General features: G+C 69.4%; 25 protein-coding genes. 11 read left to right on the top strand and 14 right to left on the bottom strand.

The window, feature by feature from the left end:
* The first annotated feature begins 39 nt into the window (after nucleotides 1-39).
* Complete coding sequence (locus tag L942_RS03455) at nucleotides 40-1,029, top strand: serine/threonine-protein kinase (protein ID WP_037354738.1); 990 nt, start codon at nucleotides 40-42, stop codon at nucleotides 1,027-1,029.
* 84 nt (nucleotides 1,030-1,113) lie between these two features.
* Nucleotides 1,114-2,898 (top strand): Hsp70 family protein, encoded by a 1,785-nt coding sequence (locus L942_RS03450; protein ID WP_037354736.1) that lies wholly within the window; start codon nucleotides 1,114-1,116, stop codon nucleotides 2,896-2,898.
* A 3-nt stretch (nucleotides 2,899-2,901) separates the two neighbouring features.
* Here the strand turns inward: L942_RS03450 and pcp are convergent, their stop codons facing one another.
* Together pcp and L942_RS03440 are read right to left on the bottom strand one after the other, a co-directional pair.
* Nucleotides 2,902-3,507 (bottom strand): pyroglutamyl-peptidase I, encoded by a 606-nt coding sequence (gene pcp, locus L942_RS03445; protein WP_037354733.1) that lies wholly within the window; start codon nucleotides 3,505-3,507, stop codon nucleotides 2,902-2,904.
* Entirely contained in the window at nucleotides 3,504-4,949 is a 1,446-nt protein-coding gene (locus tag L942_RS03440; protein ID WP_037354731.1) for a M1 family metallopeptidase, read from the bottom strand. Before L942_RS03440 ends, pcp begins: the two co-directional genes overlap by 4 nt.
* 145 nt (nucleotides 4,950-5,094) lie before the next feature.
* On the opposite strand from L942_RS03440, the gene L942_RS03435 reads away from it, so the two are divergent.
* Both L942_RS03435 and L942_RS03430 read left to right on the top strand, forming a co-directional pair.
* A complete protein-coding gene (locus L942_RS03435; RefSeq protein WP_037354728.1) occupies nucleotides 5,095-8,271 on the top strand; it encodes a BTAD domain-containing putative transcriptional regulator in 3,177 nt (1,058 codons plus the stop codon).
* A 68-nt stretch (nucleotides 8,272-8,339) separates the two neighbouring features.
* Nucleotides 8,340-9,353: an amidohydrolase family protein gene (locus tag L942_RS03430; RefSeq protein ID WP_037354726.1), complete on the top strand. Its 1,014-nt coding sequence runs from the start codon at nucleotides 8,340-8,342 to the stop codon at nucleotides 9,351-9,353.
* Nucleotides 9,354-9,431: 78 nt separating this feature from the next.
* Here L942_RS03430 and L942_RS03425 read toward each other — a convergent pair whose 3' ends face one another.
* Together L942_RS03425 and L942_RS03420 are read right to left on the bottom strand one after the other, a co-directional pair.
* The gene (locus tag L942_RS03425; RefSeq protein WP_037354721.1) at nucleotides 9,432-10,232 is read right to left on the bottom strand and encodes an ABC transporter permease; all 801 of its coding nucleotides are present in this window, start codon (nucleotides 10,230-10,232) and stop codon (nucleotides 9,432-9,434) included.
* Nucleotides 10,229-11,206, bottom strand: coding sequence for a daunorubicin resistance protein DrrA family ABC transporter ATP-binding protein (locus L942_RS03420; protein ID WP_037354719.1), 978 nt, complete (start codon nucleotides 11,204-11,206; stop codon nucleotides 10,229-10,231). The genes L942_RS03425 and L942_RS03420 overlap by 4 nt, the downstream gene beginning before the upstream one ends.
* Before the next feature lie 108 nt (nucleotides 11,207-11,314).
* On the opposite strand from L942_RS03420, the gene L942_RS03415 reads away from it, so the two are divergent.
* Both L942_RS03415 and L942_RS03410 read left to right on the top strand, forming a co-directional pair.
* Nucleotides 11,315-12,268 (top strand): endonuclease/exonuclease/phosphatase family protein, encoded by a 954-nt coding sequence (locus L942_RS03415; protein WP_051165684.1) that lies wholly within the window; start codon nucleotides 11,315-11,317, stop codon nucleotides 12,266-12,268.
* Nucleotides 12,265-12,699, top strand: a complete 435-nt coding sequence (locus L942_RS03410; RefSeq protein WP_037354717.1) for a GNAT family N-acetyltransferase — start codon at nucleotides 12,265-12,267, stop codon at nucleotides 12,697-12,699. The genes L942_RS03415 and L942_RS03410 overlap by 4 nt, the downstream gene beginning before the upstream one ends.
* On the opposite strand, the gene L942_RS03405 is transcribed toward L942_RS03410, so the two are convergent.
* The 3 genes from L942_RS03405 to L942_RS03395 form a co-directional block, all read right to left on the bottom strand.
* Nucleotides 12,686-13,489, bottom strand: a complete 804-nt coding sequence (locus L942_RS03405; protein WP_037354715.1) for an SIR2 family NAD-dependent protein deacylase — start codon at nucleotides 13,487-13,489, stop codon at nucleotides 12,686-12,688. The two genes, L942_RS03410 and L942_RS03405, sit on opposite strands and share 14 nt — an antisense overlap.
* Nucleotides 13,482-13,790, bottom strand: a complete 309-nt coding sequence (locus L942_RS03400; RefSeq protein ID WP_037354712.1) for an antibiotic biosynthesis monooxygenase family protein — start codon at nucleotides 13,788-13,790, stop codon at nucleotides 13,482-13,484. The genes L942_RS03405 and L942_RS03400 overlap by 8 nt, the downstream gene beginning before the upstream one ends.
* 351 nt (nucleotides 13,791-14,141) lie before the next feature.
* A complete protein-coding gene (locus L942_RS03395; protein WP_037354710.1) occupies nucleotides 14,142-15,566 on the bottom strand; it encodes a M1 family metallopeptidase in 1,425 nt (474 codons plus the stop codon).
* A 57-nt stretch (nucleotides 15,567-15,623) separates the two neighbouring features.
* Between L942_RS03395 and L942_RS03390 the strand changes: the two genes are divergently transcribed.
* On the top strand, nucleotides 15,624-16,376 hold the full coding sequence (locus L942_RS03390; RefSeq protein WP_200862689.1) for an alpha/beta fold hydrolase: 753 nt from the start codon (nucleotides 15,624-15,626) through the stop codon (nucleotides 16,374-16,376).
* A gap of 46 nt (nucleotides 16,377-16,422) precedes the next feature.
* Here L942_RS03390 and L942_RS03385 read toward each other — a convergent pair whose 3' ends face one another.
* From L942_RS03385 to L942_RS03370, 4 genes are all read right to left on the bottom strand, one after another.
* A complete protein-coding gene (locus L942_RS03385; protein ID WP_037354709.1) occupies nucleotides 16,423-17,376 on the bottom strand; it encodes a peptidoglycan recognition protein family protein in 954 nt (317 codons plus the stop codon).
* Between the two features lie 90 nt (nucleotides 17,377-17,466).
* Entirely contained in the window at nucleotides 17,467-18,342 is an 876-nt protein-coding gene (locus tag L942_RS03380; RefSeq protein ID WP_037354708.1) for an A/G-specific adenine glycosylase, read from the bottom strand.
* Between the two features lie 23 nt (nucleotides 18,343-18,365).
* The gene (locus L942_RS03375) at nucleotides 18,366-18,857 is read right to left on the bottom strand and encodes a beta-class carbonic anhydrase (protein WP_037354707.1); all 492 of its coding nucleotides are present in this window, start codon (nucleotides 18,855-18,857) and stop codon (nucleotides 18,366-18,368) included.
* 119 nt (nucleotides 18,858-18,976) lie between these two features.
* Entirely contained in the window at nucleotides 18,977-20,077 is a 1,101-nt protein-coding gene (locus L942_RS03370; RefSeq protein WP_009084232.1) for a LacI family DNA-binding transcriptional regulator, read from the bottom strand.
* A 178-nt stretch (nucleotides 20,078-20,255) separates the two neighbouring features.
* Between L942_RS03370 and L942_RS03365 the strand changes: the two genes are divergently transcribed.
* The 3 genes from L942_RS03365 to L942_RS03355 are packed head-to-tail and all read left to right on the top strand — an operon-like array spanning nucleotide 20,256 to nucleotide 22,891.
* Complete coding sequence (locus tag L942_RS03365) at nucleotides 20,256-21,167, top strand: metal ABC transporter solute-binding protein, Zn/Mn family (RefSeq protein WP_037354705.1); 912 nt, start codon at nucleotides 20,256-20,258, stop codon at nucleotides 21,165-21,167.
* Nucleotides 21,167-22,003, top strand: coding sequence for a metal ABC transporter ATP-binding protein (locus tag L942_RS03360; protein ID WP_037354704.1), 837 nt, complete (start codon nucleotides 21,167-21,169; stop codon nucleotides 22,001-22,003). The genes L942_RS03365 and L942_RS03360 overlap by 1 nt, the downstream gene beginning before the upstream one ends.
* A gap of 3 nt (nucleotides 22,004-22,006) precedes the next feature.
* Entirely contained in the window at nucleotides 22,007-22,891 is an 885-nt protein-coding gene (locus L942_RS03355; protein WP_037354702.1) for a metal ABC transporter permease, read from the top strand.
* On the opposite strand, the gene L942_RS03350 is transcribed toward L942_RS03355, so the two are convergent.
* Nucleotides 22,888-23,571 (bottom strand): NAD(P)-dependent oxidoreductase, encoded by a 684-nt coding sequence (locus L942_RS03350; RefSeq protein ID WP_081654921.1) that lies wholly within the window; start codon nucleotides 23,569-23,571, stop codon nucleotides 22,888-22,890. The two genes, L942_RS03355 and L942_RS03350, sit on opposite strands and share 4 nt — an antisense overlap.
* Nucleotides 23,572-23,629: 58 nt before the next feature.
* Between L942_RS03350 and L942_RS03345 the strand changes: the two genes are divergently transcribed.
* On the top strand, nucleotides 23,630-24,025 hold the full coding sequence (locus L942_RS03345; RefSeq protein ID WP_037354700.1) for a winged helix-turn-helix transcriptional regulator: 396 nt from the start codon (nucleotides 23,630-23,632) through the stop codon (nucleotides 24,023-24,025).
* On the opposite strand, the gene L942_RS03340 is transcribed toward L942_RS03345, so the two are convergent.
* Together L942_RS03340 and L942_RS03335 are read right to left on the bottom strand one after the other, a co-directional pair.
* Entirely contained in the window at nucleotides 23,979-25,295 is a 1,317-nt protein-coding gene (locus tag L942_RS03340) for an alginate O-acetyltransferase AlgX-related protein (protein ID WP_037354698.1), read from the bottom strand. The genes L942_RS03345 and L942_RS03340 overlap by 47 nt on opposite strands.
* A 53-nt stretch (nucleotides 25,296-25,348) precedes the next feature.
* Entirely contained in the window at nucleotides 25,349-26,572 is a 1,224-nt protein-coding gene (locus tag L942_RS03335) for a DUF445 domain-containing protein (protein ID WP_037354695.1), read from the bottom strand.
* Between the last annotated feature and the right edge of the window lie 41 nt (nucleotides 26,573-26,613).

Here is a 26,613-nt window from a genome sequence, read left to right as displayed (position 1 = left end):
CCCGGTTTGGGGGCCGCCCTTTTCTCTATTGTCGTGCTTATGGGGACTTCTTCGAGAATCTCGCGGCACGCCGTGGCGAGCACCGCGCTTTCGCTGCTGAGCGACCGTCAGCTCACCGAGCGGCTGGAGTCCGCGGAGGTGCTGTCCGAGGGCATCGGCGGCACCGGCTCGCGGCTGGACGTCGACGGGGTCCCGGTCTTCGCGAAGCGGGTGCCGCTCACCTCGCTGGAGCTGCGGCATCCGCATTCCACGGCCAATCTCTATGGCCTGCCTGCCTTTTGCCATTACGGCCTTGGTTCGCCGGAGGGCTCGGCGTGGCGGGAACTGGCGCTGCACGTCATGGCGAACGGCTGGGTCCTCAGCGGTGCGTGCGAGAACTTCCCTTTGCTGCATCACTGGCGGGTGCTGCCGGTTCGCTCGGGCCGGGTGCCGGACCGTCCGCTGGAGGAGGATGTCGAATACTGGGGCGGTTCCGCCGCGGTCCGTCGGCGGCTTTCCGAGGTGCGGGATTCTTCTTCGAGCGTGGTTTTGTTCTGCGAGTATTTCCCGACCAACGTGCACCGGTGGCTGCCCGGCCATCTGGACCAGGTCGAGCGGCTTGCGTCGGAGGTCGCGGATACGCTTTCGTTCCTGCGTTCCCGGGGCGTTCTGCACTTCGACAACCACTTCGAGAACTTCCTCACCGACGGCGAGCGATTTGTGCTGACCGATTTCGGCCTGTCGCTCGCGCGCCGGTTCGACCTCACCGAGGAGGAGGTCGCGTTCGCGGAGCTGAATACGGAGCACGACCGGGCTTATGGGTCGATGTATTTGGTGAACTGGCTGGTGACCGAGGTGTGCGGGACCCGGGACCGAGAAAGCCGCCTGACCGCAGTGCGCCGGGCAGCTGCCGGAGAACTCCTGTTGCCCGCGCCAATCGCCGACCTGGTGGCGCGGCACGCTCCGGTGGCGGTGGAGATGAACGACTTTTACCGGCGGCTGCTGGAGGACCGGGAGACACCCTTTCCGGCGGCGGCTTTCGCGCGGTAGGCCCCAGTCGGCTCCCGCTGCCGCGGGCTGAGCACAACGACGCTCGTGAGACGATGCGATGGGGTTTTCGGGGAGGGGAACTGCGTGGACGTCCTGTCGATCGACTTCGGTACTTCCAGCACGGTCGGTGTCTTGGCGGCCTTCGGGCGCGGGCCGCGGGCCATTGAGGTTGACGGGTCGGTCACCATGTCTTCCGCGGTGTATGCCGAGGAGGACGGGCGGCTCGTCGTGGGGCAGGACGCGGAGCGGCGGGCTCGGCTGGATCCCAGCCGGTTCGAGCCGTATCCGAAGCGGCGGATCGACGACGGTGAGCTGCTGCTCGGCGATCGGGTCGTGCCGGTGGTCGACGCCTTCGCGGCGGTGCTGCGGCGGATGGGCGAGGAGGCCGAGCGGCAGCTTTCCGGGGTTCCGGACGAGGTGCGGTTGTCGCATCCGGCGGGGTGGGGCGCGCAGCGGCAGCAGACCCTTCGGGCGGCGGCGGGGAAGGCCGGGTTCGTTCAGGTGCGGTTGGTGCCGGAGCCGGTCGCGGCGGCGGCGCATTACGCGACCCTGCGCGAAACGGGCGCGCCTGGCGGGCCGATCGCGGTGTATGACCTCGGAGCCGGCACCTTCGACTGTGCGGTCGTCGGCGCGGGTACCGCGGTGCTGGCTGAGGACGGGTTGCCCGATCTGGGCAGTCTCGACATCGACCAGGCCTTGCTGGTCCATATTGGACGGTCGGTGTCGCATGCGGATCCGGCGCAGTGGCAACGGCTGCTGCGTCCGCAGACGACCAGCGACCGGCGGATGCGGCGGGTGTTGCTCCAAGACGTCCGGGACGCCAAGGAGAGTCTGTCCCGGCACGCGCACACTGAGGTGCCGATGCCGGATCCGTTCGGCGACGTTCTCGTCACCCGGGCCGAACTGGAAGCGTTGGTGCGGCCGAATCTGTTGCGCAGCGCCGAAATGCTCGCGGCGACGATCGCGCGGGCCGGGCTGACGCCGGATCTGCTCGGTGGCGTGTATCTGGTCGGCGGGCCCAGCCGGATGCCGTTGCTGGCCTCGCTTGTCGGGTCGACGCTCGGTGTGGTGCCGACTACCGAGGACCAGCCGGAGACAGCGGTCGCGTTCGGATTGCATCACGTGGACGAGCGGCTGGCGGCACCGCAACCAGCCGCGCCAAGGCAGGCGCCGGCATCCTGGCCACCGGTCCAGCAACAGCCTGGACCGATGCCGCCCAGTCTGAACCAGCGGCCGCCAGCACCCATGCCGCCGCCCGGATGGCAGCCGCCGCGGAAGAAGAAATCCCGCAAACCCGTGGTGATAGGTGCGATCGCGCTGGCGGTGCTCGTGGTCGCCGGGATCGTGACCGCCGTCCTCGCCACCCGCGGAGACGACAAACCCGCCGCGAATCAACCGATCGTCCCGCCAGGCAACACCACCACCTGTGCCGGTTCCCAACCGGCGCTGCCCGGCGAAAACGGCCTCACCAAATGCATGCGCCGGCTGGCCGGTCCGACCATCCAAACCCGCGCCACCTGCTCGGACGACCCGGAACTGGCGAAGGCCCTCGGCGCACTCCGCACCGCGCTGTGCCGCTTCCCGGACAAGACCACCGTGGCGTTCCACGAAGGACTCACGCTCGCCCAGGTCGAGCCGAGCGCGCGCAAGGACATGACCGGCCGCGTCGAGACCGACACCTGGCGCACCCGCACCGGGCTGAGCGGCCGGTATGTCGCCGGGGTCGGGCCGAAACTGGGTCTGCTGGTCTACCAGGCCGACGGCATTCCCGTGGTCGGCACGGTGATGGACACCAGCCCGTCGCACACGAGCCGGCGGCCGCAGGATCTGGTGCAGTTCTTCGAGCAGACCGTCCAGCCGGGCGAGTAGCACTCAGTGCAGCGTGCCCGCCGAGGTCGCGATGTCCTCGTCCACGGTCAGCGCGGTGTCCACCACGATCTCCAGCGCTCGCGCGGTCGAGTCCAGCGGTAGCCGCGTTTCCTCCGGCACGTGCACGAAACCGCCGCGCAGCCCGGGGAACTCAGTCGCGATCAGGTGCATCAGGCCGTAGAAGACTTGATTGCACACGTACGTCCCGGCGGTGTACGACACGGCCGCGCGCAGCCCCGCCGACTCGATCGCCGCGACCGCCGCTTTCACCGGCAGTGTGGTGAAGTACGCGGACGGCCCGCCCGGGACCACCGGCACGTCGACCGGCTGCGCGCCGGCGTTGTCCGGAATCCGAGCGTCGATCAGGTTGATCGCCACTCGCTCAGGCGTGACGTACGCACGTCCGCCAGCCAGCCCGGCGCAGACGACCAGCTCCGGCCGGTGCGCCAAGATCGCCGCGCGCAGCGCTGGCAGCGACGCGTCGAACTCGCACGGCAGCTCGACCGCCACCGTGTCCGTCCGCCGCGCCGCTGCCAGCGCAGCCGCCTGCCAAGAAGGATTCGTCGCCGCTCCGTCGAACGGTGCGAACCCGGTCAGCAGAACTGTCACTTGGCGGCCGGCTTCAAGTCGCCCGGGTAAAGGTATTCGTCGGACGGCTTGCCGTTGCCGTAGATCCACGCGTCGAAGAAGCCCTGCAGGTCCATGCCGGACACCTTCTCACAGTACTTCTGGAAGTCCTGCATGCTCGCGTTTCCGTCGTGGTGCAGGGAGTTCCAGGTCTTGAGCACCCGGTCGAACGCGTCCTGCCCGAGGTACTTGCTGAGCGCGTGCAGCATGACCGGGCCCTTCGAGTACACGTAGGTGAACTCGTTGCCGGGACCCATGTCGTACAGCTTGCCGTTCCAGAACGCGTCGCTGGCCGACGCGACCGTGCTCAGGTACTTCGCGTCCAGGTCCGTGCCGTTCTTCTGCGCCCACAGCCAGGTCGCGTAGGACGCGAAGCATTCGTTGAGGCACACGTCCTTCCAGTGGTCGACCGCGACCGTGTCGCCCCACCACTGATGCGCGTTCTCGTGCACGATCGTGCTGATGTTGCCCGCGCGGCCGGAGTAGATCGGCCGGCTCATCGTCTCGAGCGAGAACCCGATCGGCTCGGTCAGGTAGATGCCGCCCGCGGCGTCCACCGGGTACTTGCCGAACTTCGATTCGAGGAAGTCGATGACCTCCGGCAGCTGCGCGTCGGCCTGCTTCGTGGCGTCGGTGGTGCCCGGCGCGTACGCGCTGACGATCGGGGTGCCGTCCGCGCGCTGGCGCTTGTTGAAGGTCCACTTGTCGATCGCGACCGTGGTCATGTACGGCGCGGTCGGGGTGTCCTCGGCCCAGACGTGCGTGGTGCCGGTCCGCGTCCGGTACGTGCCCACCTCGCGGCCGTTGGCGATCACGCCCCACTCGCTCGGGACATTGATCGACAGCCGGAACTTCGCCTTGTTGCGCGGAGTGTCGTTGACCGGGTACCAGGTGGTGGCCGACTTCGGCTCGCCCGCCGCGAACGCGCCGCCGGACTTGGTGAACTGCCAGCCGTTCTTGCCGAGGTTCGGGTCGTCGATCGCGGCCGGAACGCCGTGGTAGGCGACCTCGGCGGTGAACGGCAGGCCCTTCCACAGCGGCGACCTCGGCGTGATCACGAGTTCGTGGTCGCCGGTCCGGGTGAACTTCGCGGGCGCGCCGTTGACCCGGACCGCGTCGACGGTGAGGCCCCGGAGGTCGAGATCGAACGAGCTGAGCGACTGGGTCGCCTTCGCGTGGACCGTCTGCAAGCCGGCGAGCTGGTGGGTGTCCGGAGCGTAATTGACCTTGAGGTCGTAGTCGGAGACCTCGTACCCGCCGTTGCCGTCTTGCGGGTAGTAGCTGTCTCCGGCGCCGTCCGAGCCGGGGGTCGGCCGGTCCCAGCCGTCCTGTCCGGCGGACGCGATCCCGGTGCCGAGCGTCAACGCGGTGAGGGTGGCTGCGACGGTCACTGCCGGACGATGCCAGCGGTGCAGTGCTCTCATGGGCGCTCCTGTGTCTGCGGGTGAATCCTCCGCAACGTAGCGCCGAGAAGGCGGGCAGTAACCGCTTGGCGGCAGATTGTCCCGAAAGTCCACACTTACGTCGGGCTCCGACACGAGCCGGGGGTTGTCTGGAAAGCTGGGCTTCATGCGCGTCGCGCTGCTGGGCCCGCTGCGAGCGGAGGGGGAGGACGGCACGCCGATCGACATCGGCGGAGCCCGCCTTCGCATGCTCCTTTCCCGGCTCGCGCTCGATCCCGGGCGCGCGGTTCCGGCCGAGGCGCTGATCGACGGCCTGTGGGGCGCGGAACCCCCGGCCGACGCGGCGAACGCGCTCCAGTCGCTCGTCTCGCGGCTGCGTCGCGCGCTGCGTCCGGCGGGGGCTGAGCTGGAGTCGGTCAACGGCGGTTACCGGCTCGCGGTGCCACCGGAGGCGGTGGATCTGCACCGGTTCGAACAGTTGTCCGCCGAAGGGCGCCGGGAGCTTTCCGCTGGCCGGGACGGTACCGCCGCCGAATCGCTCGCCGCCGCGCTCGCGTTGTGGCGCGGGCCAGCGCTCGCGGACGTGCTGGACGCGCCGTTCGCTGCCGCGCCCGCGACGCTGCTGGCGGAACGGCGCACGGAGACCGCTGAGGACTGGTTCGAAGCCGAGCTGCGGCTGGGGCGGCACGCGGAGGTGCTCGCCGACCTCACCGCCGCCGCGCAGGCACATCCGCTGCGGGAACGGTTGGCGGGCTTGCGAATCCGTGCGCTTTCCGCCGCCGGACGTCAGGCCGACGCGCTCGCCGCGTACTCCGCGATCCGGACGACGCTGGCCGACGAGCTGGGGGTCGACCCGTCGGCGGAGCTGCAGGAAGTGCATTTGCGTGCGCTGCGCGGCGAGTACACCCAGGTCGCCGCGGTGGCCGATCGGTTGCCGCAGCGGCTGACCAGCTTCATCGGCCGCACCGACGAGCTGAAGCTGCTGGCCGAATTGCTGGAAGGAGCCCGGCTGGTCACGCTGGTCGGTCCGGGCGGTGCTGGCAAGACCCGGCTCGCGACGGAAGCGGCTTCGCGGCATCCGGCGCACTCGCGCGGCCTGGTGTGGTTCGTGCCGCTGGCCGGCGTGCGGGACGAGGAAGACGTCTTGTCCGCCTTGCTCAACGCACTAGAGGTCCGGGATCTCCGGACGACGGAGACCGAGGCGCGCCGTCGGCAGGTCGATCCGTTCGAACACGCGGTGGAGGCGCTCGGCGGCGCGGAAGCGTTGCTGGTGCTGGACAACTGCGAGCACGTCGTGGACACCGCCGCGGAGCTGGCCGAGAATTTGCTGCGGCGGCTGCCCGCGTTGCGGGTGCTCGCCACGAGCCGCGAGCCGTTGGCGATTACCGGGGAAGCGCTGTGCCCGCTGGGTCCGCTGCCAGTGCCGGACGAGACCGCGCCGCCCGCGGACGTCGGCACGCTCGATTCGGTTCGGCTTTTCCTCGACCGCGCGATGGCGGTGCGGCCCGGGTTCCGGCTCGACGAGTCCACAGTGGACTCAGTCCGGCAAATCTGCCGGAGGCTAGACGGAATGCCGCTCGCGCTCGAACTGGCCGCCGCGCGGTTGCGCTCGATGACCGCCGACCAGATCGCCGAACGCCTCGACGACCGGTTCCGGCTGCTCACCTCCGGCAGCCGGACGGCGCTGCCGCGCCAGCGCACGCTGCGGGCGGTGGTGGAGTGGAGCTGGGATCTGCTGAGCGAGCCGGAGGTCCGGCTGGCGCGCCGGCTCGCGGTGTTCGCGGCGAGTTTTTCCGAGGAGGCGGTGGAACACGTCTGCGCGGACGACGAGCTGCCCGCGGAAGACATCGTGTACGTGCTGGGCTCGCTGGTCGAGAAGTCCATTGTGGACGTCGTGGGCATGCGCTACCGCCTGCTGGAAACCTTGCGCGCCTACGCGTCCGAACGGCTCGCCGAATCCGGCGAGCAGGAGCGGATGCGGGCCGCGATGGTCGCTTACTACGCGGATTTGGCCCGCCGCAACGAGCCGTTGCTGCGCGGACGGGATCAGCTGCGGGCAATCGACGTCTATGAAGACGACAGCGACAACTTCACCTCCGCGCTGCGGGCGGCGATCGAGTCGGAAGCCGCGGAATCGGCGGCGCAGCTGCTGTTCGGATTGTTCTGGTACCTCAACATCGCCGGCCAGAACGAACGCGCCGCTCAGTTCGTCAACGACGTGCTTGACATGGGCGCGAAGCTGCCGCCGGACACGGCGGCGAGCCTGCGGCTGAGCCAGGTGCTGATGCTGGCCCTGTCCGGTCCGCAGGTCGAGGTGAACGTTCCCGAACTGGTCGAAGAATGCGTGCGGACCGGCGCGGCGGAACGGAATCCGTGGCTGTGGGTGGGGCTGCCGATAGTGGCCTATCTCAACGGCGAGCGCGACCTGGCCAAGCGCGAGATCCGCCGGGCGGTCGAACGGGACGACGTCTGGAGCCGCGCCGCTGGACACTGGGCGGAGAGCTTCGTCCTCGGCGACATCGGCGACCTCGAAGGCGCGGAGCGAGCGCGAGATCTTGCCCATCAAGGCTTCGCCGAAGTCGGCGATCGGTGGGGCCTCGGCATGACGCATGGTTTCCGGGCCGCGGCGCTGTCGCAGTCCGGCGACCACGAGGCGGCGATCGCCGAGTACACCGAGGGATTGCGGCTGGTGATGGAGCTGCGGTCCCGGGACGACATCGTGCAGCAGTGGTGGCGGCTGGCGGTGGAACGTTCGCGCGCGGGCGACCAAGAGGGCGCGTGGCGGGACATGGAAGCCGCGGAACGCTACGCGGCTTCCGGCACCAACAACGGATTGCGCCTGATCGTCCTGCTCGGTCGAGCTGAGCTGCTGCTCCGCGAGCACAACCTCGCCGAGGCGCGCGAGGTGTTCCGGGAAATGCAGTCGGCGCGGTCGGAGTGGCCGACGCCGGAGGGTTTCGAGGTGGAATGGCTCGGCGCCATCGAAGCCGGGCTGCTGCTCGCGGAGGGCCGCCCGGACGAAGCGGAGGCACCGGTGTTCTCGGTGATCGACCGGACAGCCGGGCGATTCGACATGCCGGACCTGGCGGGCATGGTCGAGCTTCTGGCGCGGATCCGGTACGCACAGGGACGGCTGGAGGCGTCCGCGCGAATGCTCGCGCTCAGCGCGGTGGTGCGCGGCCGATTCGACCTGGGGAGCCCGGAAGTCCGGGAGCTGATCGAGGACCTGACCAGGGAACTGGGTGCGGAACGATACGAGGCGCTCGTGGCCGAGACCGCGCGGCTGGACCGGGCCGAGGCGATCGAGGCGGTTCGGGCGGAAGGTGTTATCGACGATAACTGAAACTTGCTTCCGCTGATGTTTCCAGTGATACGCTCTAGCTGGTATCGCTGGAAACGCGAGGAGCTGTCATGCGTATCGTCGCCCTGGAAGAACATGTGGTCCTGCCGGTCCTGCGCGACGCGTGGACGAGGGCGGGGCTCCAGCCGCACAGCTACCCCGAGAACCACCCGGTAACGCGGAAGCTGCGGGACGTCGGGGACGAACGCCTCGCCGACATGGACGAGCAAGGCATCGACGTCGCGGTGCTGTCGCTGTCGAGTCCCGGGGTGCAGAACCTCCCGGCGGCCGACGCCGTGCCGGTCGCGCGGGAGGCCAACGACGCGCTCGCCGAGGTCGTCGCCGCGAATCCCACCCGGTATCAGGCCTTCGCCACGCTCCCGACGTCCTCGCCCGAAGCCGCCGCTGAGGAGCTGGAACGTGCGGTCGGCCTCGGCTTCCGCGGCGCTATGCTCTACGGCCGGAGCGGCGACAAACTCGCCGACGCACCGGAGTTCGACGTCCTCTACGCAACCGCGGAACGGCTTCGGGCCCCGCTGCACTTCCATCCCCAAGCTCCGGTGCGGGCGGTGCAAGACGCGTACTACTCGGGCCTGCCCAACGGGGTCGGCGGAGCGCTGGCCACCGCCGGACTCGGCTGGTACTACGACCTCGGCGTGCAATACCTGCGGATGATCTTCTCCGGCGTCTTCGACCGCCATCCCGGACTGCAGGTGATCGCCGGGCACTGGGGCGAGGTCGTCCTGTTCTACCTGGACCACGTCGGCTTCCTGCAGGAGATGGCCGGACTGCGGCAGCCGCTGGCCGACTACTTCCGGCAGAACTTCTGGATCGCGGGCAGCGGCACGGTCAGCGAAAGGTATCTGCGCTGGACCGCCGAGGTCGTCGGCACCGAGCGGATGCTCTATTCGACCGATTACCCGTACACGTTCGGCACTCGGCCGGGCGGTTTTCCTTACCTGGACACGAGTGGCGGGGTCGCGCGGTCGTTCCTGGAGAAGGCGCCGTTCAGTGCGGAAGAGAAGGCCGCCATCGGATCGGGCAACTGGGAACGGCTGACCGGCCATCTCGCGGCCGCCACATAAACGGGAGTGCCTGTGCCCGGCTGTGGAACCCGGACACAGACACTCCCCGCAGCGTCCACACCCCCGTGAAGGACGCCCTCAGACCCGCTTGCGGTAGGCCCACGTCGCGAGCGGGAAGAACACCACCACCGCACCGGCCATCCACGCCAGCGCGCCCACCAGGGAACCGCCGTACGCGCCGCCGTTGAGGAGGCCGCGCATCACGTCGGACAGCAGGCTCACCGGGCTGATGTCCGCCCAGGCCTTGAGCCAGCCCGGCATCGTGGCGGTCGGGAGGAACACGTTGCTGCCGAACGTCAGCGGCATGATGAAGACGAACATCAGGCCCTGCGCCGCGCCCGGGGATTTCATCAGCATCCCGACGAACACCGAACCCCAGCAGAAGCACAGGCCGAACGCGACCGCCAGCAGGATCGCGAGCACGAACTCCCCGGGGCCGGTCTGCACGCGGAAGCCCATCACGGTCGCCACGGCCAGCAGCACCGCGAGGCACACCACGTACCGCACGAGGTCGGCCAGCACCGCGCCGATCAGCGGAGCCGAACGCGCGATCGGCATAGCGCGGAAGCGGTCGAAGACGCCCTTGGTGATGTCGGTGTTGAGCTGCGTGCCGACCGTCAGCGACGCCTGCAGGACGTTCATCACGATCAGGCCCGGCACGAACGACTGCAGGTAGTTGTCGATCGAACCGCCGAGTGCGTTGCCGAACAGGTAGGTGAACATCAGCAGGAAGATGATCGGCATCAGCGTGACGTCGGCCAGCTGCTCCGGGTTCTTGCGGATCTTCAGAATTCCGCGCCAGGCAAGCGAAAACGCGTGTTTCGTGCCCAGCAGGGGACTGATGTGCCGGGGCGGGGCCACGGCGGTCGTGGTGGTCATGACCGGCTCCCTTCGAGTTCGCGCTCCGGCTTCGGTTCTTCGGCGGTGTGCCCGGTCAGCGCGAGGAACACCTCGTCGAGACTGGGCAGCCGCAGCGCCAGCTCGTCGGAGGTGATGCCGGCCGAGTCGAGGCGGCGCACCAGCGTGGACAGCAGCACCGGGTCGGACACCGGCGCGGTCAGCAGTCCGGTCGAGTCGTCGCGGACCGGGCGGACGCCGGTGAGTTCGGCCAGGATGCGGTCTACCTCGTCGAGGTCGCTCAGCGACGTCGGCCGCACCTGCAGCGTCTGCCCGCCGACCCGCCGCTTCAGCTCGTCCGCGCGGCCGTCGGCGACCACCTGGCCGTGGTCGAACACGGTGATCCGGTCGGCCAGCTGGTCGGCTTCTTCCAGGTACTGCGTGGTGAGCAGCACGGTCGCGCCGTCGGCGACGAGGCTGCGGACGACCGCCCACACCTCGTTGCGCGCGTGCGGGTCGAGTCCGGTGGTCGGCTCGTCCAGGTACAGCACGGCGGGGCGGCCGACGAGGCTGGCCGCCAGGTCGAGCCTGCGCCGCATACCGCCGGAGTAGGTGCGGATCGGCCGCTTGGCCGCGTCGGTCAGCTCGAACCGCTCCAGCAGTTCGGCCGCCCGCGCCCGCGCGTCGGCCCGGGACAGGTTGAGCAGCTTGCCGATCAGCACCAGGTTCTCGGTGCCGCTCAGGTCCTCGTCCACCGACGCGTACTGCCCGGTGAGCCCGATCAGGCCGCGCACCCGGACCGGGTCGCGGACCACGTCGTAACCCCCGACCGTGGCGTGGCCCGCGTCGGGTCTCAGCAGGGTGGCCAGGATGCGGACCGCGGTTGTCTTGCCCGCGCCGTTCGGCCCGAGCACCCCGACCACCTTCCCGAACGGGACCTCCAGGTCCACCCCGTCCAGCGCCTTGGTCTCCCCGAAGTGCTTGACCAGGCCCTCGGCCTGGATCGCGTGCGACATGATGCCTCCTCCTGTGTCGCTCCAGCACACTGTGGACGGCGGCGCTGGCAAGCCGCGCACACGGCGCTGACACGGACCTGTCAGGACTCGCCCGGCATACTCTGGATCATGGTGATGGTGGCGCGGACGCGAACCCGGCTGGTCACGGGCTTGCTCGTGCTGGTCGGACTGCCGCTGCTGACGGTGGCGGTGCTGCGCACGATCGGCTGGGACGGCAGCGGCTGGTACCTCACCGCGTTGCTGGCGCTGACCCCGTACGTCATCATCTACGGCGTTCTGCTCGCGGCGCTCGCGTTCGCGCTGCGGCGGTGGTGGATCGGCAGCGTGGCGCTCGCGTTGTCCGCGCTGCTGGCGGTGTACGTCGCGCCGCGGGTGATGTCCGACGACCAGCCGGCGGCGCACGGGAAGACGGTGCGCGTGCTGGCGGCCAACCTGTACCTGGGCCAAGCCGACCCGGCGGCGCTCGTGCGACTGGTCCGGGAGCAGCGGATCGACGTGCTGAACCTGCTGGAGATGACCCCGGCCGCGGTGTCCGGGCTGGAGAAAGCCGGGTTGTTCCAGACGCTGCCGTACCGGGTCCTGCATCCGGCGGCCGGGGCGGACGGCTCCGGCATCGTGTCGCGGTATCCGCTCACCGAAGAGGACTACACCGGTGATTCGGCCCAGAAACAGCCCGGTGCGGCCGCGGATCTCGGCGGCGGGACGACGTTGGAGATCGTGGCGGCGCATCCGCGTTCGCCGGACACCGGGTACTACCTGTGGGAGCAGGAGATGCGGGACCTGTCCCGGGCGATCGGCGAGCACGGCCTGCGCGTGGTGGCGGGCGATTTCAACGCGACCCTCGACCACGCCGCGCTCCGCACGGTGCTGTCCCGCGGATATGTCGACGCGGCGGAGGCGCGCGGCGACGGACTGGTCCCGACCTGGTCGACGTCGACGGTCCCGCTCGTACCGCTGGACCACGTGCTCGTGGACCGCCGGGTCGCGGTCCGGGATTACCACGCGTTCGAGGTGCCCGGCAGCGATCACCGGGCGGTTTACGCGGAGGTGCGACTGCCGTGACGACTTTGCGGCCCAGCGACGGGGAAGCCGAATACCCGCGGCTGCTGGAGATCTGGCGCAGTGCCGTCGAAGCGACGCACCACTTTCTGGCCCCGGCGGACGTCGAGTACTACGCCACGCGCGTCCCGCGCTACTTCCCGGAAGTGGACCTGACCGTGGCGGAGGTCGGCGGAATCGCGGCGGGTTTCTCCGGGACCGCCGAGGGAAAGCTGGAAATGCTGTTCGTGCACGACAAGTTCCGCGGCCGCGGGGTCGGTACGGCGTTGCTGCGTGCGGCCGTGGAGCGCTTTCCGGACCTCACCCTGGACGTGAACGAGCAGAACCCGCAGGCGGTCGGTTTCTATCTGCACCACGGGTTCGAGGTCGCGGGCAGGCGCGAGACCGATTCGGACGGCCGCCCGTTCCCGCTGCTGGAGCTCAAGCGAGCTTGACCAGCGTCTCCAGCGCTCCGGCGGCGAGCGAAATCCCGCGCCCGTGCCGGATCCGCGGTTCGCGGGGATTGATCCGGATCAACGCACCCGTCGCCGCGCTGGCGAGTTCGGCATACCGCCGGACTGTGGGAACCGCTTGCCCGGCACCGATTTCGATCACCACCGCGTCGCGATGCGCGCGCCGCCAAGCCGCCAGTTCGTCCAGTTGCGCCTGACTCCGATCCGGCACCCAGTCGAAATCCCCGAACATCAGGATGTTGGGCCGGGCCAGGCTGCCGCAGCGCGGGCAGGAGGGCAAGGGCGGCCGGGCGCGCATGGTCGCTTCGTCCAGCTCGACCGTGACGCCCTCCGCCGACCAGATTTCCCGCGAGCATCCCGCCAGGCACTGCAGATGATGGATCGATCCGTGTGCCTCGGCGACGTGCGGAAATCCCGCCGCCTGGAACTGTCCGTCTACATTGGACGTGAATACGCGCACGCCGCCGGGTTTCGCCAGCCCCCATTCGAGCAGCAGGCTGAATCCTTTGTGCGGCACCGTTTTCCGGTAGAGGTCGAGCCGGTGCCCGTAGAAACCCCAGGCCAGCTCCGGGTCCGAGGCGAAATGCCGCGGGTCGGCCAGCTCCTCGAACCGCAGCCCGAGCCCGGCGTACGGCGGATACGCTCGCCAAAACCCCTCCCCGCCGCGAAAATCGGGCAGGCCGGAGTCGACGCCCATCCCGGCGCCGGCGCACACGAGCAGCGCGCCGGCGCCGGAGATCAGCTCGGCGGCGCGGGCGAGTTCGTCACTCACCCGGCTTCGATGCCTGGACGACCTCGAACTCCAGCAGATTCGCGCCGGTCGACACCGGCTTCTGGCGCTCGCCCGCGTGCGCCTCACGCGACGGGCCCTTCGCCCAGGCCTGGTAGTGCTCCTCGGTTTCCCACTTCGTGTACACGAAGTAGCGAGTCTCGCCCGCGACCGGACGGAGCAGCTCGAAGCCGAGGAAGCCCTCCTGGTTGTCGACGGAGTGCAGCCGCGCGGCGAACCGCTTCTCCAACTCCGGGCCGGCGCCTTCGGGGACCTCGATTGCGTTGATCTTGACCACAGCCATGCCCCCAGAGTACTTATCGCTGGCCGCGTTGATTGCGCCGACTACGCCGACGCGATCCCGCGTTTGGGTTACGTCGAGTAGCCCCGGCGAGCGGCGGCTGAAGGGTGGTCTCCTGCTGCGCGGTCCGCCGGTGCCGGGAAAACGCACACTGTGCGATACCTGAGCCAGCTCCCGGACTGCACGGTCGTGATCCTGACTGACGCCGCGATGCGGTTCGTCTCGCAAGCGCCGATCTTGCTCCGGTGGTCGAGGCGACCGACGGTGTCACGGCGTCGTTCAGGAAGGAATTGCTCCGCCGGGCGGCGCGGCGTGCGTTGGCGCTTCGGCCCGACGCAGGTCGTTGCTCGGCAGTCACGGCCGCAGCGCACCCGGGTAGAGGTCGGCGTCCGAGGGCAGCTTCGTGCCATGGAACCAGTCGTTGAGGAAGCCGCTCAAATCGCGTCCGGCGACCTTCGACACGAGTTTCTCGAAGTCCGCCCACGTCGCGTTGCTGTTGCGATGCTCGCTCACCCATTCGTGGAGCACCTTCTCGAACCCCGGTTCGCCCAGTGCCCGGCGCAGCGCGTGCACGGCCAGGATGCCCTTGTCGTACGCGCCCTCGAAGAGGTGCTGCGGCCCCATGTCGACCAGCTTCTGGCCCCAGAAATCCGTGCTGCCCCTGGTGATTTCGACGGCCGCGCGGTAACGGTCGTCCAGGTTCTGCCCCTCGCGTTCGCCCCACATCCACTGCGCGTACGACGCGAAGCACTCGTTCAGGCAGATATCCGCCCACGAGTCGAGCGACACCGAATCGCCGAACCACTGGTGCGCGTTCTCGTGCACCAAGGTGAGGATTTCCGCCCATTTCGCATAAGTGGGACGGGTTTGCGTTTCCAGGGAGAAATGGATGTTCTCGTCGAGATAGATCCCGCCCGCCGCGCTCTGCGGGTATTTGCCGAACTTGCTTTCCAGGAACGAGATCACCTCGGGCAGCCGGTCGCCGGTGGCTTCCCGGGCTTCGGCGCCGGGCGCGTAACCGGAAACGATCGGCGTGCCGTCCGGGAGTTGGGAGCGCTGCACGGTGAACTTGTCGATCGCGATCGTGGTCAGGTAGCTGGCCACCGGATTCGGGTCGGTCCACGTCGTGGTGGTGGTGCCGCCCTTGGCCCCGGTGCCCTGTTCCCGGCCGTTGGACAGGACCGTCCAGCCGGTGGGCACGTGCGCGGTCAGCGTGAAGGTCGCCTTGTCGCGCGGGGTTTCGTTGACCGGGTACCAGAACGACGCCGCGTGCGGCTCGCCGACCAGGTACGCGCCGCCGTCCTCGGAGCGGGCCCAGCCGTTCTCCGACCCGCCGTCGTGCGGGGTTTTCGCCGGAACACCCGAATAGCGCACGCGCGTCCGGAACGTCGAGCCTGCCCGCAGCGGCTCGGCCGGCGTCACGACCAGCTTGTTCTTCTCCCGGCCGTACTTCGCCGGCTTCCCGTCGATCTGCACCCCGGATACGTCGAGCCCGCGCAGGTCGAGGTCGAAGCGGCTGAGGTCTTGCGTGGCTTTCGCGGTGACCGTGGTGTCGCCGACGAGCCGGCCGCTCGGCGGGTCGTAGCTGACGTCGACGTGGTAGTCGAGGGCGTCGTATCCGCCGTTGCCGTCTTCCGGGAAGTACGGGTCGCCCGCGCTGTTCGCGCCCGGTGCCGGATGCATCGGCGGAGGCGGTGGAGCAGCGGGTTCGGCGGGGCTGCACGCGGACAGCGCAAGCACGCCGGCGAGGGCGAGGACGGCGGTCTGACGGCAGCGCATTCCTTCACCCTAAGGGCAGGTTTGTGATGAAGTGGCGGTGAAAACCCGGGAGGACTAATGCGACCAGGCCTGATCGACTTCGGCGGCGACGAACGCCCCGGCGTGTCGATCCTGTTGCTCCACGGGTTGATGGGCCGGGCCCGCACGTGGTGGCCGGTCGCGCAATGGCTCAAGCGGTACGGCCGGGTGCGCGCCCTCGACGCACGCGGCCACGGCCGTGCGCCGCACACCGGGCCGTGGACCACCGAGCAGTTCGCCGAGGACGTCGCGGACGTGCTGGCCGAGCTCGGTCCGTCCGTGCTGATCGGGCATTCGATGGGCGGACTGCACGCGTGGGCCGCCGCGGCGAAATACCCGGAGCTGGTGCGCGCGGTGGTCAGCGAGGATTTCGCCCCGGACCAGCGCGGACGCACCGTCGAGACCTGGCGCGGCTACTTCGAGAGCTGGCCGGTGCCGTTCGAATCGCTGGCCCACGTCCGCGAGTTCTTCGGCGCCGCGGGCGACTACTTCACCGAATGCGTCGAGGAACGCGAGGACGGCTACCACCTGATCGCCGACCTGGAGAATCTGTACGAGATCGCCGCCGAATGGGGCCGCCGCGCCTATTGGTCCATTGTGGACGAAATCCGCTGTCCGCTGTTGCTGATCGAGGGCGAACACACCGCGATGCCCGCCGGTCAGCAAGCCGAGGTCGCGGCGCGGGTGCCCGGCGCGAAGCACCTGATCGTGCCTGGTTCGGCGCATTTGCCGCATGCCGAGGCGCCGGAGACCTATCGCGGCGCGGTGGAGGCTTTCCTGTCCGGCCTGTGACGCCTCACGTGTGCCGCCCTCGCTGGCACGCGTGAGGCGTCCCCGGTCAGCGGGCCAGCTCGGTGCGCCACGCGGCGGCCGAGCGGTCCGCCGGCACGATCAACGGCCAGATGTCCGAGCCGAGGTAGGCGGACTCGTCGCTGGCCCGGGCCGCGGTGCAGCTGTCGCGGGAAAGCCCGTGCTCGGCGGCCAGCGAGGACACGGCGTCCGCGGTCGCCTTGCCGAACACGCCGTCGGTCGGCACGTCGAACCCGGCAGCGCGCAGGAAGCGTTGCGCGGTCCGCACCTTCGGGCCGGTGTCTCCCGGCTTGAGCAGCGGCCATTCGGGTGCGTCGAGCCGCGCGACGGACAGGCCGAGCTGCTGGCCGACCGCCTGGCGCAGTTCCGGGAGCCGGTTGTACAGCACCTGGCCACAGCACTCGGTCGAGTTGAAATCGCGGTGGCCCTTGATGAACTCGGGGGTGATGCCGTATTGGTGCGCGATGTAGGCGATCAGCTGCACGAGCGAGTTCCACAACGCGACCGGCACGTCGACCGTGCTGTAGAGGCCCTCGTTCTCGATGCCGAGACATTCGCTGTTGTGGTTGGCCACGTTCGCGCCCTGCACGTGCTGCTTCCCGCCGCGCAGGATTTCGAGGCTGCGGTGCCGCCCCTCGGTGACGAAGCCGCCGCGGCTGTTCGTGAACTGCTGGCCGGTGTCGATCCAGCCGCGGGTGTCCATGTGGAAGTTCTGGATGTCCCGCGAGATCTGCAGCGCGTGCGCCAGCGAGTAGTCGGTGTTGTTGCCCGGGTCGACGGTGTGGTGCACCACGATGTAGGTCGGCTTGTGGTTCTCCACCACGATCGCGCCCGACGGCGGACGGGCGTTCCACTCGGCCGTCGAATGGATGACCGGGGTGGTGACCGCGGCCGCGGATCTGGCGCCTGCGAAGCCCAAAGCGCCCACGGCGGTGACGGTGAGACCGCCCTTCAAGACGGCACGACGCGTTGCTTCCCCCATGCGGAGCTCCTCAGCCGGCGAGTGCGACGGGGGAAAGCTAACCCGGCGTCCCGGAGGTAACAACTTTTTGCCGACTTTCGTCGTAGTGCGTCAGTGTTCCCCGGGAAGCGCGAAGAGCCCGTCGCGGGTTTGCTCCAGCAGACCGTCCACGAGCAGCGAATCCAGGCACCGGTCGCGCTGGCCCGCCTCGTGCCACACGACGTCCAGCCGCGCCTTCTCGACCGGCCCCTCGGCGCCGCGCAAGACGTCCAGCAGCAGCCCGCGCACCTGCCGGTCGGTGCCGGCGAACTTCTGCACCGGCTTGGCCGGACCGGCGTACTCGGGACGGCCGTTGCGCTGCCACGCGCAGTCGGCGTAAATCGGACAGTCCGCGCACTTCGGCGACCTGGCGGTGCAGATCAGCGCGCCCAGCTCCATCAACGCCGCGGACAGCTTCGCCGCGGGCGCGTCCTCCGCCGGCAACAACGCTTCGACATCCGCCATGTCGCGAGTATTCGACGCCGGGCCAGCGTCCCCCGCACCATGAACGGCGCGCGCGACGACGCGTCGGACGTTCGTGTCCACCACCGGCGCGCGCTTGCCGTACGCGAACGCCGCCACCGCGCGTGCCGTGTACGCGCCGATGCCGGGCAACGCGAGCAGCGTGTCCACATCGGACGGCACGACGTCGCCGTGCTCCTGAGCGATGACGGTGGCGGCGGCGTGCAGCCGAAGCGCACGACGCGGGTAGCCGAGCTTGCCCCACGCGCGCACGACCTCGCCGGTGGTCTCCGCGGCCAGCGCGGACGGCACCGGCCAGCGAGCCATCCACTCCAGCCAGATCGGCTGGACCCGCGAGACCGGGGTCTGCTGCAGCATGATTTCGCTGACCAGCACGCCCCACGCCGAGCAACCGGGCTCCCGCCACGGCAGGTCCCGGCCGACGTCGGCGAACCAATCGATCAGCACATCGGTGTCTAGGCCCACCCCACCATTGAATACGAGGCCGCTTACTTGACCTCGGTCAGGCTCCCGGCCTTCACGTCGTAGACGAATCCGCGCACGTTGTCGGTGTGCAGGAGGAAGGCGCTGCGCCGGGCGCGCTCCATCGACGTGCGCACGCTGTCCTCGACCTTGCGGAACGCCTCGACGGCCCAGGTCGGCCGCAGTCCGGTGGCGGACTCCAGTTCGTCCTTGAACTCTTCGTCGGTGACCGTGGAGAGACCGCAGTCGGTGTGCTGGACGATCAGCACCTCGCGGGTGCCCAGTTTGCGCTGGCTGAGCGCGAGCGAACGGATCATGTCGTCGGTGACCACCCCGCCCGCGTTGCGCAGCACGTGCGCCTCGCCCTGCAGCAGCCCGAAGATCTCGAACACCCGGATCCGGGCGTCCATGCAGGTCAGGATCGACACCTGCAGCGACGGCTTGGGGGAGGACCGGTCGCCGGGGACGATGTTCCCGATCTCCTGATTACGCTTGAGCAGCACATCGATGGAGGTCATGGGGGCACCTTTCGGCCTGCGCTTCCCCGCGGGACACGGGCGGTTCGTTCAATGGAACCGGGGCGCGGCCCCGCACACAACGCGGTGGGCGGGAAATCACGGCAAAGGCTGGGGCGGCCTCAGCCGCCGAACCAGGGCTCCTCGACCGTCCGCGGCGGCGCCGACGTCCTCCCGACCCGCAATTCGGTCGGGAGCGTGATCACCTTCGGCCCGACCCGCTCGGCCGAGCTGAGCAGCAGCCGTCCGGCCACCTTGCCCTTCTCCAGCACCGGCTGATGCACCGTGGTGAGCCCGGAGCGCTCTGCCTCGGCGATGCCGTCGAAACCAGTCACCGTGAGGTCGAGCGGCACCCGCAGCCCGCGTCGGGCCGCCTCGGCCAGCGCCCCGAGAGCAAGAATGTCTGAGGTGCAGACCAGGGCGGTGACCTGCGGATACGCGTCCAGCAGCTGCCGCGCGGCCGAGGCCCCGTCGTCCACCGTGTGGTCGAAGCGCTCGACCACCGGCACGGTCGCCCAGTCGACTCCCGCCGAGGAAAACGCCGTCGCCAGCGCCTCCAGCCGGGTGCGCTGCACGTGGAAGTGCGCGCCGCTCTGCCGTTCGGCGGTCACGAAGTCGTCGTTGCGCTCGCGGCCGAGCCGCATGCAGAGGACGCCGATCTGCCGGTGGCCGAGCGCCACCAGATGGTCAGCGAGCTGCGTGACCGCGGCCGCGTCGTCCGGGCCGACGCGGTCCACGCCCTCGATCCGGGGCTGGTCGATGATCACCGTCGGCACCGGCCGCTCCAGGACGGCCGCGAGATGCGGATCGTCGTCCGGCACGGAGTACACGACGAACCCGTCGACGCCCGCGCGGTGCACCGCGGCGAGGTCTTCGCGACCGGGGCTGGCCGGCACGAGATGCAGGCCGACGCCCGCGTCCTCGCAGGCCAGCGCGAGCCCTTCGAGCACGCCGACGGCGGCCGGGTCGCGGAAGGCGTAGGAGAGGTTCTCGGTCAGCAGCAGCCCGACGGCACCCGCCTTGCGGGTGCGCAGCGAGCGCGCGACCGGGTCTGGCCCGGGGTAGCCGAGCCGCCGCGCGGTCTCGAGCACCCTTCGGCGCAGTTCGGGGGAGAGCTGGTCCGGGCGGTTGTAGGCGTTGGACACAGTGGTCCTGGACACCCCGAGCTCCGCCGCGAGCGACGCCAATGTCGCCTGCCTCCGGGTGCGAATAGGACGGCCCATCCGCAAACCGTAACGGTTCAGATCGTTTTCCAGAAGCGACACCCCTGTGGTGAGCGTCTCGATCCGTTCGGTGATCAACAACGGGTGCGGCCACCCGGTGGAGTGAGGCTCGCCGTTCGGATGGGGTAAAGTGAATCTGACAACGGTTTCCATTAGCAGTTCGACTCAGGAGAGCCCGATGACTTCCCGCCGCACCACGAGCGTCCTCGCCGCCGCGTCGGCTTTGGCTGTGTTCGCGCTCGGCGCGTGCTCCAGCACGTCGTCCTCGTCCGGTTCCGGGGCGGGAGGGGGAAGCGATCAGGTGAAGGTCGTCGCCTCCACCGATGTCTGGGGCAGCGTCGTGTCCGCCGTCGGCGGCGACAAAGTGCAGGTCACGTCGATCATTCACGATCCCTCGGCCGACCCGCACTCCTACGAGTCGACCGCCGACGACGCGCTCGCCGCCAAGAAAGCTCAGCTGACCCTGGGCAACGGCGGCGGGTACGACGAGTTCTTCACCAAGCTGTCCGGCGAGGCGGCTTCGGCGAAGAAGCTGGTCGCCTACGACATCGCCAAGCCGGGCGAGGAGAACGAGCACGTCTGGTACGACCTGCCGGGAGTCGAGAAGGTCGCCGACCAGGTCGCGGCCGCGCTCGGCGAGATCCAGCCCGCGTCGAAGCAGAAGTTCGACGACAACGCCAAGGCCTTCAAGAGCCAGCTCGACGGCCTGATCAAGAAGGCGTCCGCGCTGGGTGCCGCGCACCCGGACACGAAGGTCGTGGTCACCGAACCGGTCGCGCACTACCTGCTCAAGACCGCGAACATCGCCGATGCCACCCCGAAGGCGTTCTCCGACGCGATCGAGAACGAGACCGACGTGCCCGCCGCGGCGGCCTCCGAGTTCACCAAGCTGATCAAGGAGAAGCAGGTGAAGGCGCTGGTCAACAACGTGCAGACGGTCACCCCGCTGACCAAGCAGGCGGTCGCGGACGCGAAGGCGTCCGGTGTCGCGGTGGTCGACGTATCCGAGACGCTCCCGGCGAACGTCACGGGCTACATTGACTGGATGACCAAGGATGTGGACTCGCTGTCGGGGGCGCTGAGCAGCTGATGTCCGTCCACCTTCCGGAAGCCGGCCCCGCGGTCCGCGTGCGCGGGGCCGGGCTCGCCTTCGGCGACCGCACCCTCTGGTCCGGTTTGGACTTGGACGTCGAGCCGGGCGAATTCCTGGCCGTCCTCGGCCCGAACGGCTCCGGCAAGAGCAGCTTCCTCAAGGCGTTGCTGGGCATGCAGTCGCTGTCGGCGGGCACGGTGGACATCGCGGGCGGGCGTCCGGGAGGGGCGAACCGCAAGGTCGGCTACATCCCGCAGCAGCGCGCGATCGACGATTCGCTCACGCTGCGCGGGGTCGACCTGGTCGGACTCGGGCTGGACGGGCACCGCTGGGGCCCCGGGCTGGCCGGAATGCGCGCGCGGAAACGCAGGGTGGCGTCGGTGATCGAATCGGTCGGCGGCACGCGTTACGCGAAGCAGCCGGTCGGCCGGCTTTCCGGTGGCGAACAGCAACGACTGCGGGTGGCGCAGGCCTTGGTCGGCGATCCGGCGGTGCTGCTGTGCGACGAGCCGCTGCTGTCGCTCGACCTGGCGCATCAACGCGCGGTGAGCGAACTGATCGACGCGCGCCGGCGCGATGCCGGGACCGCCGTGCTGTTCGTGACCCACGAGATCAACCCGGTCCTGCAGTTCGTCGACCGCGTGCTGTACCTGGTGAACGGCCAGTTCCGGATCGGCAAGCCGGACGAGGTGATGACCTCGGAGACGCTGTCGGATCTGTACGGGACGAAGATCGAGGTGCTGCGCGTCGGCGGGCAGATCCACATCGCCGGTGCGCAGAGCGCGCTGTGCGAGGACCAACCGCACCACCACGAGCAGGAAGCAGTGGGCTGAGCCTTGGACGGCATGTTCGACTTCGCCAAGACGTGGGAGCTGATCACGGAACTCGACAGCGTCCGCATCGCCTTGATCGCGGCCGCGGTGCTCGGCTTGCTGGCCGGCGTGCTCGGTCCGCTGATCGTGATGCGCCGCATGTCGTTCGCGGTGCACGGCACGTCCGAACTGGCCTTCACCGGTGCGGCCGGCGCGCTGCTGCTGGGCGTCGGCGTGGAATACGGCGCACTGGCCGGCGCGGTCGCCGCCGCGCTGCTGCTGGGAATCCTGGGGATCCGCGACGCCGACCGCGATTCGGTGATCGGCGTGATCCTGTCCTTCGGGCTGGGCATGGGTGTGCTGCTGCTGTCGTTCTACAAAGGACGGTCAGCGAACAAGTTCGGCATCCTCACCGGCCAGATCATCACGGTGGACAGCACGAACCTGACCGCGCTGGCGATCGCGGCGGCGGCGGTGCTGGCCGTGCTGGCGCTGATCTACCGGCCGCTGCTGTTCGCCAGCGTCGACCGCGCGGTAGCCGAGGCGCGCGGCGTCCCGGTCAAGACGCTGACGGTGCTGTTTTCCCTGTTGGTCGGCGTCGCGACGGCGTTGAGCGTGCAGGTGGTCGGGTCGCTGCTGGTGGTTGCGTTGATGGTGACCCCCGCCGCGGCGGCTGCCCGGGTGACGGCAAGCCCGGTGCGCGCCACGGTGTTGTCGATCGTGTTCGCGGAGGTCGCCGCGCTGGGCGGAATCGTGTTGTCGCTGGCCCCGGGACTGCCGGTGAGCGCGTTCGTGACTTCGATTTCGTTCTTGATCTACCTGGTGTGCCGGGTGATCGCGTGGGTCCGCGACCGTCGGCGCGGGGTGCGGACCAGTCCGGTGGAAGCCGCCCCGGTTCCGGTCGGCTAGCGGTACACGCTCGCCTGCCGGCGAGACACGGTGGGCTTCTCGATCTGGTCGAGGACGGCTGTCGCGAGGTCCGCATAGGACAGTGGGGTGTTCGCCGAGCGAGCATCGAGCACGTCTGCCCCGAGCCGATACTCGCCGGTCGCCGGCGCTTCGAGTGACAACCCTGGCGGCGGGGTTAGGACCAGCCAGTCCACCTCCGCGGGCTGCGCGTGCCAGGCGGCTAGGCCCTTCATCCGCGCCTCGGCGAAGGGGCGCAAGAAAGCGGGGAAGGCTGCCGGGTCTTCGAACACTCGGCCGCTGCCGGTGCGGAGCGTCGCGGCGAGCCCGATTTCGAGCACTCTGGATCCCCGGGCGGCCCGCACGAGGTTCTCCGCCAAGCGCACGTAGTAGTCGGGGTCGAAGTCGTCGAAGGATTCGGGCGGCGCGGTAAACGGTGTCACCGCGTTCACCAACGCCGCGACCTCGCCCGGCAGGCTCATGAGGCTGTCCGGGTTGGTCAGATCTCCCGCGACGACGGTGACCTCCTCCCCAAGCGAAGCCAGCTTTTCGTGCCTGGCGGGGTCGCGAACCACTCCGATCACCGGGCGTCGGCGACGCAGCGCCTCGGCTGCGACGGCAAGCCCGGCTCGGCCGCCCGCACCGAAAACCACGATCGGACCGGTGCGCTGTTCGGGCATCATGAGCTGGACGGTATCGACGGGAAACTGGTTACTTCAACGAAACCGGAGGCTGGCGGGGATGACTGCCGAAGCCCGGATGGATCCGGCGTGCCCGATGGCCGCTTTCCCTTTCCACGTCGGCGGGAAGTGGACCGGAATGGTCGTCGTCGCGTTGCTGGACGGGCCACGGCGCTTCGGCGAGCTCCGGCAAACCCTCGGCATCCGCAGCGCCAAAGTCCTGACCGAAACGCTGCGCGACATGATGTGCGACGGCCTCGTCACCCGCACCGACCATCAGGCCAATCCGCCGCACGTCACATACGAGCTGACCGACCTCGGCCGCAGCCTCCTGCCGGTGATCGACGCGATGCGCGAGTGGAGCGATCAGCGCCTGGCCGAACTCCTGGCACACCGCCAAGCCCACCCGGCTACCGAATCGGGTGCTGCGCCAACGCCGACTTCACCGCAGCGATAAACCCTTCGTCGGTGAACGGCACCAGCCCGCCGGCGACATTCCGCTCCACCGCCTGCAGCACCACCACGTGCGAGTTCACGAACTGGTCCACCGCCTGCGACTGCGGCGTCTTGTCCGTCGAGTACGCCAGATACGTGAGATTCGTGAACGCCGCCTCCAGATACCGCGACGAGGCGAGGCTGAACGAGTCGCCGTAGACCAGGGTCGGCTGGTCGATCGTGCCGACGATCGGCGGGGCCGAGCGGTGCACCGGCTGGTCGATGTTGCCGAGGAAGTCGCCCGCGCGGTCGGTGACGCCGTCCGGGCGCAGGTCGTAGCGGGTGTTCGTCTTGACGCCGGTCTGCCCGAGCAGCAGCGGCAGGTCCGCGACCGCGTCGTACTGGCCGTCCGGGGCGCTCAGCCAGGTGCTCGTCGTGCCCGGTTTGATCGTGTCGGCGAGTGCGCGGGTCAGGACGAGACCGCCTTCGTCGCGCCAGTGCGTGTCGTTGGGGGCGTAGATCGGGTGGCCGACCCGGGCGGCCTCGGCGGCGAGCTGCGGGCGCAGGTCGAGCGAGTGGCCTTCGGTGGTGATCTTGTACCAGTCGTTCGGCGCGGCGGCCTGCGAACATTCCTTGCCCGGGTAGCTCGCGGGCAGGAACTGCGGGACCATCGTCGTCTTGTCCGGCGTCACCACGAACACGAACTTCCGCCCGGACGCCTCGACCGCCGCGCGCAGTTCGTCGATCCGCTTCATCGTGGTGTCGATGTCCTGGGTCGGCGTGCACTTCGCTTCGGAGTCGTAGCCGTAGTACAGCCAGCCGTCGGTGCCCTGGACGACCTTGCGGTATCCGGCCTGGCTGGAACCCGGTCCGCTCGGCGCCGACGGACCGGCGTTCGGCGCGCCCGGCTGCTGCAGCGGCGGGGCCGGGATCGGGCCGGTGTTCGACGCGGAACCCTGGTCGAGCGGCGCGGCCTCGCCGAAGACGCCCTCGCTGATCCCGTTCGCCGCGTTGATCGCGCCGGCCCGGAACGACAGCTGATCGGTCGCCCATTTGGGCAGGTTGGTGAAGAACCCGAACCCCTCGCCGAGGCTGGGGAATCCGGCGAGCTTGTGGTTTTCGATCTCGCTCGGCCGGACCCCGACGACCCACAGCAGGGTCGGCGTCGCGAAGAACAACAGGGCGCTGACCAGCGCGGTCAGCTGCCTCTTGCCGTGCCGCGGGCGATGCAGCGCGTGCTCGCGGGGCAGGTAGGCCTCGTGGACTGCGGGCAGCTGCGGTGGCTCGGACACGTTCCAGAGATTAGCCAGTTCGAGTGAGCCCGGCGCGAACTACCGCCGAAAAGTCAGCCGAGCATGAGGAGGACTTGCAGCTCGCCGACGAGGAACCCGATCACGCCGCCGACCGCGATCAGCTTCCATTCGTCCTGCCGGAAGGCCGGCCGCAGCAGGCCCTCGAACTCCAGCGGCGTCAGCGCGAGCATCCGCTGCTCCACCATCTTCGCCACGTCCATCGCCTCGGTCAGGTACCCCTCCGCGTAGCGGGCGGTCAGCGGCATCTCAGCCAGCGCGCGCTGCGCCGCGGCGTGCTTCATCTCCTGCAGCCGCTGCGTCCCGACAGCGAGCGCGACCACCGGTTTCGCGGCGCTGACCTGCGCGTCCACCGCGTGCCCGACGGCCCGTTCGACCATCGCGACGAGCCGGTCCGACTTCGGGCCGCGCAGCAGGGCGTCAAGCAGATTGGGGACGGTCAACACCTCATTGGCGACTAGTTCCCCGTACTGCCGGGCCACCTCGGCGCGCCGCCGCTGGAACTTGCCCTGCAGAACGACCCGGCCCAGCCGCACCGGCTCGCGCGGCAGGAAGATCATCTTGATCGCGAGCCAGTCGGTGAACAACCCGATCGCCCCGCCGAAAATCGGCAGCACCAGCGGCTGGTGGGTCAGCGCCCACACGAGCGTCTGGATGAGACCGAGCACGAAGCCGAAGACGATCCCGGCGCGCGCGATGAACGTCATCTCCGGCCGGGACGTTTCGCGGATCAGCCGCACCAGCAGCGCCCGGTCGCGAGTGAGCCGTTCGACGGTCATGTGCCGGACGTCGAGGACCTCGTCCAGGTTGTCGCGGACCTCGTCCAGGAACTCCCGCACCAGCTGCGGCGCGCTGGCCTGCACCTGTTTGATCAGCAGTTCCTGGGCGAGCGTGGGCATGACCTCCCACAACCGCGGATGATGCTGTTCGAGCACGTCGCGGGCGATCCCGTCGACCGCGCGCAGCAGCGGCTGTTCGAGTTCCCGGGTGATGAGCACGGGGTCGACGCGGGCGAAGACCTCTTTGATGTCGAGCAGGTTCGCGGTGAGCAGGTCGGTCGCGATCGCGGCCATCCGGCCGCCGTGCTTCGGCACCACGCCCTGCCAGCCGAGGAACGGACGGATGCCGACGAATTCGAGCGGCCGGAACATCATCTCGATGGCGACGCGCTTGGTGACGTAGCCGATCAGCGCGGCGACGAACGGCATCGAGACGTACACCGGCCAGTGCCGCGCGAGATCGTCCAGCACCGCGTTCACCGGGCCTCCCTCCCCGTTCCGGAAGGAAACCGTATCGCGCG

The organism is Amycolatopsis orientalis DSM 43388 (genome assembly GCF_000411975.1).
Classification (GTDB): domain Bacteria; phylum Actinomycetota; class Actinomycetes; order Mycobacteriales; family Pseudonocardiaceae; genus Amycolatopsis; species Amycolatopsis orientalis_D.
Note: the sequence above shows the minus strand (reverse complement) of the source record. Positions and strands in the feature narration are given on the sequence as shown.

Coding starts and splice junctions, on each gene's coding strand:
- L942_RS03455 (WP_037354738.1), top strand. CDS start 40: ATGGGGACTTCTTCGAGAATCTCGCGGCACGCCGTGGCGAGCACCGCG.
- L942_RS03440 (WP_037354731.1), bottom strand. CDS start 4,949: ATGAGAGCACTGCACCGCTGGCATCGTCCGGCAGTGACCGTCGCAGCC.
- L942_RS03435 (WP_037354728.1), top strand. CDS start 5,095: ATGCGCGTCGCGCTGCTGGGCCCGCTGCGAGCGGAGGGGGAGGACGGC.
- L942_RS03430 (WP_037354726.1), top strand. CDS start 8,340: ATGCGTATCGTCGCCCTGGAAGAACATGTGGTCCTGCCGGTCCTGCGC.
- L942_RS03425 (WP_037354721.1), bottom strand. CDS start 10,232: ATGACCACCACGACCGCCGTGGCCCCGCCCCGGCACATCAGTCCCCTG.
- L942_RS03420 (WP_037354719.1), bottom strand. CDS start 11,206: ATGTCGCACGCGATCCAGGCCGAGGGCCTGGTCAAGCACTTCGGGGAG.
- L942_RS03415 (WP_051165684.1), top strand. CDS start 11,315: ATGGTGATGGTGGCGCGGACGCGAACCCGGCTGGTCACGGGCTTGCTC.
- L942_RS03400 (WP_037354712.1), bottom strand. CDS start 13,790: ATGGCTGTGGTCAAGATCAACGCAATCGAGGTCCCCGAAGGCGCCGGC.
- L942_RS03395 (WP_037354710.1), bottom strand. CDS start 15,566: ATGCGCTGCCGTCAGACCGCCGTCCTCGCCCTCGCCGGCGTGCTTGCG.
- L942_RS03390 (WP_200862689.1), top strand. CDS start 15,624: ATGCGACCAGGCCTGATCGACTTCGGCGGCGACGAACGCCCCGGCGTG.
- L942_RS03385 (WP_037354709.1), bottom strand. CDS start 17,376: ATGGGGGAAGCAACGCGTCGTGCCGTCTTGAAGGGCGGTCTCACCGTC.
- L942_RS03375 (WP_037354707.1), bottom strand. CDS start 18,857: ATGACCTCCATCGATGTGCTGCTCAAGCGTAATCAGGAGATCGGGAAC.
- L942_RS03370 (WP_009084232.1), bottom strand. CDS start 20,077: ATGGGCCGTCCTATTCGCACCCGGAGGCAGGCGACATTGGCGTCGCTC.
- L942_RS03365 (WP_037354705.1), top strand. CDS start 20,256: ATGACTTCCCGCCGCACCACGAGCGTCCTCGCCGCCGCGTCGGCTTTG.
- L942_RS03360 (WP_037354704.1), top strand. CDS start 21,167: ATGTCCGTCCACCTTCCGGAAGCCGGCCCCGCGGTCCGCGTGCGCGGG.
- L942_RS03350 (WP_081654921.1), bottom strand. CDS start 23,571: ATGATGCCCGAACAGCGCACCGGTCCGATCGTGGTTTTCGGTGCGGGC.
- L942_RS03345 (WP_037354700.1), top strand. CDS start 23,630: ATGACTGCCGAAGCCCGGATGGATCCGGCGTGCCCGATGGCCGCTTTC.